Source organism: Aquiflexum sp., from assembly GCF_977115555.1.
Genome location: NZ_CDSBKL010000203.1, coordinates 1 through 7,448, shown reverse-complemented (window position 1 = coordinate 7,448; position 7,448 = coordinate 1). Strand labels below are relative to the sequence as shown.

Annotated in this window: 8 protein-coding genes and 1 pseudogene; 5 read left to right on the top strand and 4 right to left on the bottom strand. The window is 41.5% G+C overall.

Annotated elements, in window-relative coordinates; genetic code table 11:
* Positions 1-572, bottom strand: a pseudogene (locus ACZFYI_RS12605) (asparagine synthase (glutamine-hydrolyzing)); the annotation flags it as partial.
* Positions 573-1,259, bottom strand: a complete 687-nt coding sequence (gene nth / locus ACZFYI_RS12600) for an endonuclease III (protein ID WP_462524486.1) — start codon at positions 1,257-1,259, stop codon at positions 573-575.
* A gap of 232 nt (positions 1,260-1,491) precedes the next feature.
* On the opposite strand from nth, the gene ACZFYI_RS12595 reads away from it, so the two are divergent.
* The 5 genes from ACZFYI_RS12595 to ACZFYI_RS12575 all read left to right on the top strand — a co-directional run bounded on the left by ACZFYI_RS12595 (position 1,492) and on the right by ACZFYI_RS12575 (position 6,478).
* Entirely contained in the window at positions 1,492-2,367 is an 876-nt protein-coding gene (locus tag ACZFYI_RS12595) for a prolyl oligopeptidase family serine peptidase (RefSeq protein WP_462524485.1), read from the top strand.
* Between the two features lie 352 nt (positions 2,368-2,719).
* Positions 2,720-3,172 carry an N-acetyltransferase family protein gene (locus ACZFYI_RS12590; protein WP_462524484.1) on the top strand — a complete coding sequence of 151 codons (453 nt, stop codon included), beginning with the start codon at positions 2,720-2,722 and terminating at the stop codon, positions 3,170-3,172.
* Between the two features lie 170 nt (positions 3,173-3,342).
* Complete coding sequence (locus tag ACZFYI_RS12585; protein ID WP_462524483.1) at positions 3,343-4,137, top strand: polysaccharide deacetylase family protein; 795 nt, start codon at positions 3,343-3,345, stop codon at positions 4,135-4,137.
* A gap of 46 nt (positions 4,138-4,183) precedes the next feature.
* Positions 4,184-5,875 carry a GMC oxidoreductase gene (locus ACZFYI_RS12580; RefSeq protein ID WP_462524482.1) on the top strand — a complete coding sequence of 564 codons (1,692 nt, stop codon included), beginning with the start codon at positions 4,184-4,186 and terminating at the stop codon, positions 5,873-5,875.
* A gap of 30 nt (positions 5,876-5,905) precedes the next feature.
* A complete protein-coding gene (locus ACZFYI_RS12575) occupies positions 5,906-6,478 on the top strand; it encodes a gluconate 2-dehydrogenase subunit 3 family protein (protein ID WP_462524481.1) in 573 nt (190 codons plus the stop codon).
* A gap of 175 nt (positions 6,479-6,653) precedes the next feature.
* Here ACZFYI_RS12575 and ACZFYI_RS12570 read toward each other — a convergent pair whose 3' ends face one another.
* Together ACZFYI_RS12570 and ACZFYI_RS12565 are read right to left on the bottom strand one after the other, a co-directional pair.
* Positions 6,654-6,887, bottom strand: a complete 234-nt coding sequence (locus ACZFYI_RS12570) for a hypothetical protein (RefSeq protein ID WP_462524480.1) — start codon at positions 6,885-6,887, stop codon at positions 6,654-6,656.
* The coding region (locus tag ACZFYI_RS12565) for an RNA polymerase sigma factor (protein WP_462524479.1) at positions 6,862-7,448 on the bottom strand (587 nt) is incomplete at its 5' end. The genes ACZFYI_RS12570 and ACZFYI_RS12565, both read right to left, overlap by 26 nt.

The following is a 7,448-nucleotide window of genomic DNA, read 5'->3' as shown; positions in this document are numbered from 1 at the left end:
TCGGGCAGACTATGCCTATAATAGAAATAAGGCAAGAATTGGCTTTTGTCGATTTTGGGTTTGTTTTTCATTCCTGCCAAAATCCCTTTGGTCTCTGAGGAAAATATCCAGGAATTTCCATGTTGGTGAAAATAAAGAGGTTTCTCTCCCGAAATATCCCGGCTGACCAAAATCTCCTTTTTGCCCAGATCAGCAAAGACAAATGCAAACATGCCTTTGAGTTGTTGGATTCCTTCTTTGCCAAAAGCCATCAGCCAATGTAACAAGACGATAGAATCTGAACCTGTATCCAAATGGTATCCCCGATTAACCAGGATTTCTTTCAATTCGGGATGGTTGTAGAGTTCGCCATTGAAGACCAACACCGCCGATCGGTCCTCGGACCAAAGCGGTTGGTTGGAGGAATCGCTGAGATCCTGGATTTTTAACCTGTTGGCCGCAAAAAAAATATCCTCTTCTACTTTGCAGAAACCCGAAAAATCCGGTCCACGGTGTTCGGTCGCATGCATCATCTTTTGGATGGCGGCTAGGCCATCGGATTCAGGTTGGATGATTACATGGATTCCACACATTTATTTTTTCTTTTTGGTGGGTATAGCGTCTTTGTTCAGGATGGCCTCTTTGTTTTTTTCAAAATACCTGCAAAGATGAGTGATATTGCACTCCAAACATTTGGGACTTCTCGCCAGACAAACATACCGGCCATGCAAAATCAACCAATGATGGGCAATGTGGACGTATTTCTTTGGGATATTTTTGATCAACTGCTTTTCCACTTCTAGCGGCGTCTTTGCATTTTGATTGACCAAACCCAATCGCTTGGAAACCCTAAAAACATGTGTGTCAACAGCCATATTGGGTTGGTTCCAAACTACCGAGGTGATGACATTGGCAGTTTTGCGTCCTACACCGGGAAGTTTGACAAGTTCCTCCACGGTGGAAGGAACCTCTCCACCAAATTCTTCTGTCAGCATTTTTCCCAATCCAATGAGGTGTTTGGTCTTATTATTGGGATAAGAAATGCTGCGGATATAAGGAAAAAGGGTGTCAAAATCCGTGGTAGCCAAATCCGCCGGTGTGGGAAAATCGCGGAAAATTGCTGGAGTCGTCATGTTGACTCGCTTATCCGTACACTGTGCACTTAGAACCACAGATACCAAAAGCTGATAAGGATTTTCGAAGACGAGTTCGGTTTCGGCTACCGGCATATGTTTGGCAAAATGGTCTATGACTGCAGCGTATCTTTCCTTTCTAAGCATGGAATATTAAAGGATTTGAAAATTTGGATAATAGATACTCGTGGATATTGAAAATAGATATTGGTAGATACTGGATATTAAATGATTTTTTGAATCGCCAAATAGTGTGATTTACATTTTTGAATTCTAAATCGGACATTACCAATAACCATTAACTTAATAACCATATCCCCATTTTTACAACAAGTAATTCTTACTTTCGTTGTTTCACAGATCAAATAAATAAAAAATTATGGTAAGGAGTTCAGTTTTGAGATTTGCCGGCAGTCTTTTTTTAGGGATTTTTATACTCTTTTCCTGCGTCGAAAAGGATGACCCGCAACCGGAATTAAATCCAGAAGTTGCTGGTGAACTGTTGAACACCGCATATGGTACCAATGAAAGGCAGGTGATGGATGTCTTTTTGCCGCCAAACAGAAGTACAGGCAGCACCAAAGTTTTTGTGTGGATCCACGGTGGCGGATGGGTAGATGGCACCAAGGATGAGTTTGTTCAGTTCAAACCCTGGCTGGAAGCCGTGCAGGACGACTATGCCTACATTGCCATAAATTACAGGCTTTTCAACATCGCTACCGGAGCCAATAAATTCCCTTCCCAGGAAGAAGACGTCAAAAATGCACTTGCCTATATCCAATCCCAACTTGATACTTGGGATGTCAGTGATGACATCATTCTGGCAGGGGGAAGCGCAGGAGGGCATTTGGCATTGCTTCATAGCTATAAAAACAACCAAAATGGATTAATCAAAGCAGTGGTGGCGTTTTTTCCACCAACAGAGCTTGTAAGCTTCTATGGTTTCAACCTCTTTACCCAATTGCTTTTTGACAACCTATTGGGTGGGAGTCCGGCTGCAAGACCTGCGCTTTACTCTGATTCAAGTCCTTTGGGCTTTATTACACCCAATTCCGTCCCGACTGTCTTTTTTCATGGTGACATAGACACCGTAGTTCCTATCTCTCAGAGCGAAATCCTGGAAGATGCGCTTGTGACCAAGAATGTCCCGCACCTGGTGGAATATATACCAGGACAGGGACATGGATTCACCACAGCAACCTATCAGGACCTTATCGGCAAAGCACAAGTGTTTTTGGATGGGGTTTTAGATTGAGGAGATTTGTAAACCAAAAGTAAAACCGGTGATTTTTCCATTAAAGGATTCCCTTCTAAAGGAAACCTAGTTAAATAGCAATTAGAAATTCGGTACATTCAAAGGTCTTAGTTTTTCCTCACAACCGATCAGGAATTTAAGAACCTTAACCTTCTCTGTTTTTGGTATCAATTCCAATCTGGAATTATCTTTTTTATTCCCAAATACCAAGAGCATCACTTTTCACTTTTCTCTTCCCAATTCAAAAGAAATGAGCTTATATTTAGCTTAGAAACCTCAGACTAAGATTTTTGTCAGACTTGATTGGTGCCAATGCCAAATAACCCGCAAAGACAAGTAGGACTTTCAAGATATGATCATAAGAGAAGCAAATATTGAGGATATAGCCCAAATCCAAATTGTCAGACATTCGGTAAGGGAAAACATTTTGTCTGATCCAAATTTGGTGACGGACCAAGATTGTAGAGAATTCCTCACTAAAAGAGGAAAAGGCTGGGTTTGTGAGATTAATAATGAAATTGTCGGCTTTTCAATTGCTGACTTGAAAGAGAATAATATTTGGGCTTTGTTTTTAAAACCTGAATTTGAAAAGCAAGGAATAGGCAGACAACTCCACGATATCATGCTTGACTGGTATTTTGAACAAACAAGGAATTCAGTCTGGTTGGGAACTACACCAAAAACAAGAGCAGAATCCTTCTATAGGAAATCCGGTTGGAAGGAAATTGGCACACATGGAAAAGATGAAATCAAGTTTGAAATGACATTCAATGACTGGATAAGCATGAGAGCAAAACAGGATTGAGGAAAATGTGACCTTACAAGTGTTTTAAAAATTTGCTACAAATCGCGGTTCGGAGAAAACGGAGCAATTGACGAGTTTAATTCAATTGGTAAGGCCTGAAAATGTTGTTGAAAAAACAAAAAGGTTAATTTTATCAGAATTCATTGCAATTGAAATAAAGTTTAAATCATATGCAAAGAAGAATTTTTATTAAGAACACAATTCTTGGATCCCTGGCGGTTGGCATCAGCGGCTTCATTCCAAAGGGAAAAACACATATCATTACCTTAAGTTTTGACGATGGATTCAAAAAGTCCTTTTATAAAATTGCCGATATCCATGAAAATTATGGATTGAAAGCCTGTCTGAATATTATTGCCACGGGACATTTGAAAAGCTTTACTGCAGAAAAAGAATGGATCCCTCAAGACATCCTGGGAGATTTCAATGACTGGAACAAGCTCAAGCACAGAGGCCATGAAATCATGCCCCATACTTGGGAACACCTTAACCTCACTGAAATACCTTTGGCAAAAGCCAAAGAAAACATAGACAAGTGCCTGAGGTTTTTTGAGGAAAATCTAGATGGCTATACCAATGAAGGAGCAGTTTATAATTTTGCCTACAATGCTTCTACTCCTGAATTGGATACTTATGCCTTGCAAAGCGTAAGGGCCGTGCGCACAGGAGGATGGCTGGTGTTAAAAGATACCACAGTTAACTTACTTCCTGTTTCACCAGAGCCTTTGGCTCTGGGTTGCTGGGGTTATGGTCCAGGAAATTGTGACAAGTTTGTCGAGCAGGAAATAAACAAATTCCTGCAGAGTGAGGGAGGTTGGCTTATCCTAAACCTCCATGGACTCGACGATGAAGGCTGGGGCCCTGTCAGCACCAAATACCTGGATGGATTATTGAAACGCCTCGTTAAAATTAAAACCTTGGATGTACTGCCTACAGGCCTTGTGCTGAAGGGAAATGAGGGATAAAATGTGACATGAGGATTCCAAGGAAGGTTTTGAAATTAGAAAAACAATGGAAAATACATTTGATGCAATCGTAATTGGCTCGGGCATTTCCGGTGGATGGGCGGCCAAAGAACTGTGTGAAAAGGGATTAAAAACCCTGGTACTCGAAAGGGGACGCGATGTAAAACACATAGTGGATTACCCTACTGCAAACAAGCACACCTGGGAGTTGCCTCACAGGGGCAAAATGACCAAAGCTTTTGTTGACGCCAACCCCATAGTTTCTAACGCCTGGCATTTTTCTGAAGATACAGCCCATTTTTTTGTAAAGGATGAAGATCACCCATATGTGCAACAAAAACCCTTTAGCTGGATAAGGGGATACCAAGTCGGTGGAAAATCCCTTACTTGGGGCAGGGCCTGTCAGCGCTGGAGCGATCATGAATTTAAAGCCCCTGCTAAGTATGGTTATGGAATAGAATGGCCGATAGGGTACGAGGACATCGCACCCTGGTATTCTCATGTAGAAAAATTTGTGGGTATCTGTGGCAATAAAGATGGCATAGAAGCCATGCCTGATGGAGAATTTTTGAAACCCTTTGACCTGAATGTAGTGGAATTACACATGCGGGACACGCTTAAAAAGCATTTTCCCGAAAGGCATTTGGTAGCGGGACGCTGGGCACACCTGAGTGAACCCGAAGATATCCACCTACAGCAGGGAAGGGGTAAATGCCAATGCCGAAACTTGTGTACAAGGGGCTGCCCATATGGCGGATACTTTAGCTCCAACGCCTCTACATTACCATGGGCAGAAAAAACAGGCAACCTGACTTTGCGGCCTTTTTCGGTAGTTCACTCCATCATTTATGACGAATCTTCAGGCAAAGCTAGCGGGGTAAAAGTGATTGATAGCAACACCAAAGAGGAAATGATTTTTAATGCCAGAATCATTTTTGTGAATGCGTCTACACTCAATACGAATCTCATTCTGTTAAATTCCACTTCAAATCGTTTCCCAAATGGACTTGGAAATGACAGTGGCTTGCTCGGAAAGTACATGTGTTTTCATAATTACCGCACTTTTACCGCCGGCCGCATGGAAGGTTTCGAAGACAAGTATGTAACAGGACGTAACCCCACAGGACCCATCATCCCAAATTTCAGGAATTTGAATGGCCAAGATGCAGATTTTGTTGGTGGCTATACAACCTTTGCCGGCGCCTACAGAAGTCAGGTAAAAACCGTTCCGGAAAATGAACCACAGTTGGGAGCAGATTTTAAGCATAGACTCAGTGAAGCCGGGGATTGGGTCGTATACATGTATATGCAGGGGGAAACTATCCCAAAAATCACCAATCAGGTATTTTTAAGCCCTGATAAAAAAGACCAATGGGGAATACCTCAACTTGTAACAGATATCAGCTATGATGAGAATGATGAAAAAATGGTCCTCGACTTTTTTGAACAAAGCAAAGCCATGCTCGAAAAGATAGGTTGTAAGGACATTGTTACCAACGATAACAAGCAGGCTCCCGGACTCGATATCCATGAAATGGGAGGTGTAAGAATGGGGAAAGATCCGGATAATTCACTCCTAAATGACATGAATCAATTGCATGGCTGCAAAAATGTATTTGTAACAGATGGCGCTTGCATGGCTAGTACAGGAAATCAGAGTCCTTCTATTTTGTTTATGGCACTTACTGCAAGAGCTGCTGCTTATGCTGCGGACCAGTTTAAAATAGGGAGTTTTTGATAAAAATTTAGGAAGCAAAATCGGTGATTTATGAAAAGAAGAAAGGCATTACAAATTACAGCATCCCTTTTTGGTGGTTCAATTATAGGCTCGGATATATTCCTTGCCGGCTGTAAACAACCTGAAAAAGAAAATCCTCTGTTTTCTCAAAGTGACATTTTGTTAATGGATGAAATTGGAGAAACCATTCTTCCTGATTCCGAGAGATCACCTGGTGCAAAAGCTGCCGGAATAGGAATGTTTATGCAAACCATCGTGACAGACTGTTACAATGAACAAGACATAGGTATTTTTATTTCCGGTTTGAAAGAAGTGGACACCACTTCAAATAAAAAATATGGAAATGGCTTTGCCAAAATTTCTCCTCAGCAACGTTTTGACCTTTTATCAGAATATGACAGGGCAGCAAGGCAAGTGGCAGCCAACAAAACACCACATTTTTTTACCATGATGAAGCAATTAACGATCTGGGGATACTTCAGTTCTGAGATAGGTCAAACCAAAGCATTGAGGTATGACCCCCTACCGGGTGGTTTTGATGGAAATACGGATTATCAAACCGGAGACAGGGCTTGGGTAGGGCCTTTATGCTCCATTGATTAATCTGAAGTTACTGAAATGAGATATTGATAAGAAAACATTTTTTTATGAATCCGCATCCTGAAATTTATTGGTAGAAAATGACAGAAAATAATCCAATCATTGAATTGTGACGGGAAGAGCAAAAAAAACCTGAAGGCTTTTCGCCTTCAGGTTACCTTTTTTCTGTTCGATAGGTTCAGACTTTTTCGAGACCGGTAGAATTGGCTTTCCGAAGAATGCTCTTTACTACTTTTTCCGAAGGTGTAAGCATGAGTTGATTCAATTGGTCAAGTGTGCTCAGCATGTCTAAGTAGTCCTGCATCAAGTGATCTTCACTGCGCAGGGCTTGCACAACCAACTCATTTTCACCCTCACTCATTTCCTGATAGATATATCTTAACAGGTCATTTGGGGTAAAAGATTTTGTCATAGGCAACGTTTAATTGTTTAAGTTTTTTCCTCATGTTTATCAATGCATACCGCATTCTTCCAAGTGCAGTATTGATACTGACACCTGTCTGTTCTGCGATTTCCTGAAAACTCAAATCCATGTAGTGCCTCATGATCAGCACTTGTTTTTGTGATTCGGGAAGCTCATCGATCAGTCTCCGCACCAACTCCACGGTATCTTCTTTGACTTTGACATCTTCGATGGTTTCATCAGCAAACTTCAACGTATTGAAGACATCCATCCCATCTTCCATCACAATGGTGGGATAGCGCTTCCGTTTTCTGAAGAAATCAATGGCTAAATTATGCGCAATACGCATCAACCATGGCTGAAATTTTCCCTCTTCGTTATAACCGTCAGCACTAAGGGTATGAACCACTTTTACAAATACATCCTGAAGTAAATCCTCGGCCACGCCTTGGTCTTTGACTATCAGGTAAATGGTGGTGTAGACCCTCGATTTGTATTTATTTACTAACTTTTCAAATGCTGCCTCGCTTCCACTTCTGTACTGCGCGATCAACTCGGCATCTTTAGGAC

Bases quoted from the DNA above. Each gene is read 5' to 3' on its own strand.
- nth (WP_462524486.1), bottom strand. From the start codon at position 1,259: ATGCTTAGAAAGGAAAGATACGCTGCAGTCATAGACCATTTTGCCAAA.
- ACZFYI_RS12595 (WP_462524485.1), top strand. From the start codon at position 1,492: ATGGTAAGGAGTTCAGTTTTGAGATTTGCCGGCAGTCTTTTTTTAGGG.
- ACZFYI_RS12590 (WP_462524484.1), top strand. From the start codon at position 2,720: ATGATCATAAGAGAAGCAAATATTGAGGATATAGCCCAAATCCAAATT.
- ACZFYI_RS12585 (WP_462524483.1), top strand. From the start codon at position 3,343: ATGCAAAGAAGAATTTTTATTAAGAACACAATTCTTGGATCCCTGGCG.
- ACZFYI_RS12580 (WP_462524482.1), top strand. From the start codon at position 4,184: ATGGAAAATACATTTGATGCAATCGTAATTGGCTCGGGCATTTCCGGT.
- ACZFYI_RS12575 (WP_462524481.1), top strand. From the start codon at position 5,906: ATGAAAAGAAGAAAGGCATTACAAATTACAGCATCCCTTTTTGGTGGT.
- ACZFYI_RS12570 (WP_462524480.1), bottom strand. From the start codon at position 6,887: ATGACAAAATCTTTTACCCCAAATGACCTGTTAAGATATATCTATCAG.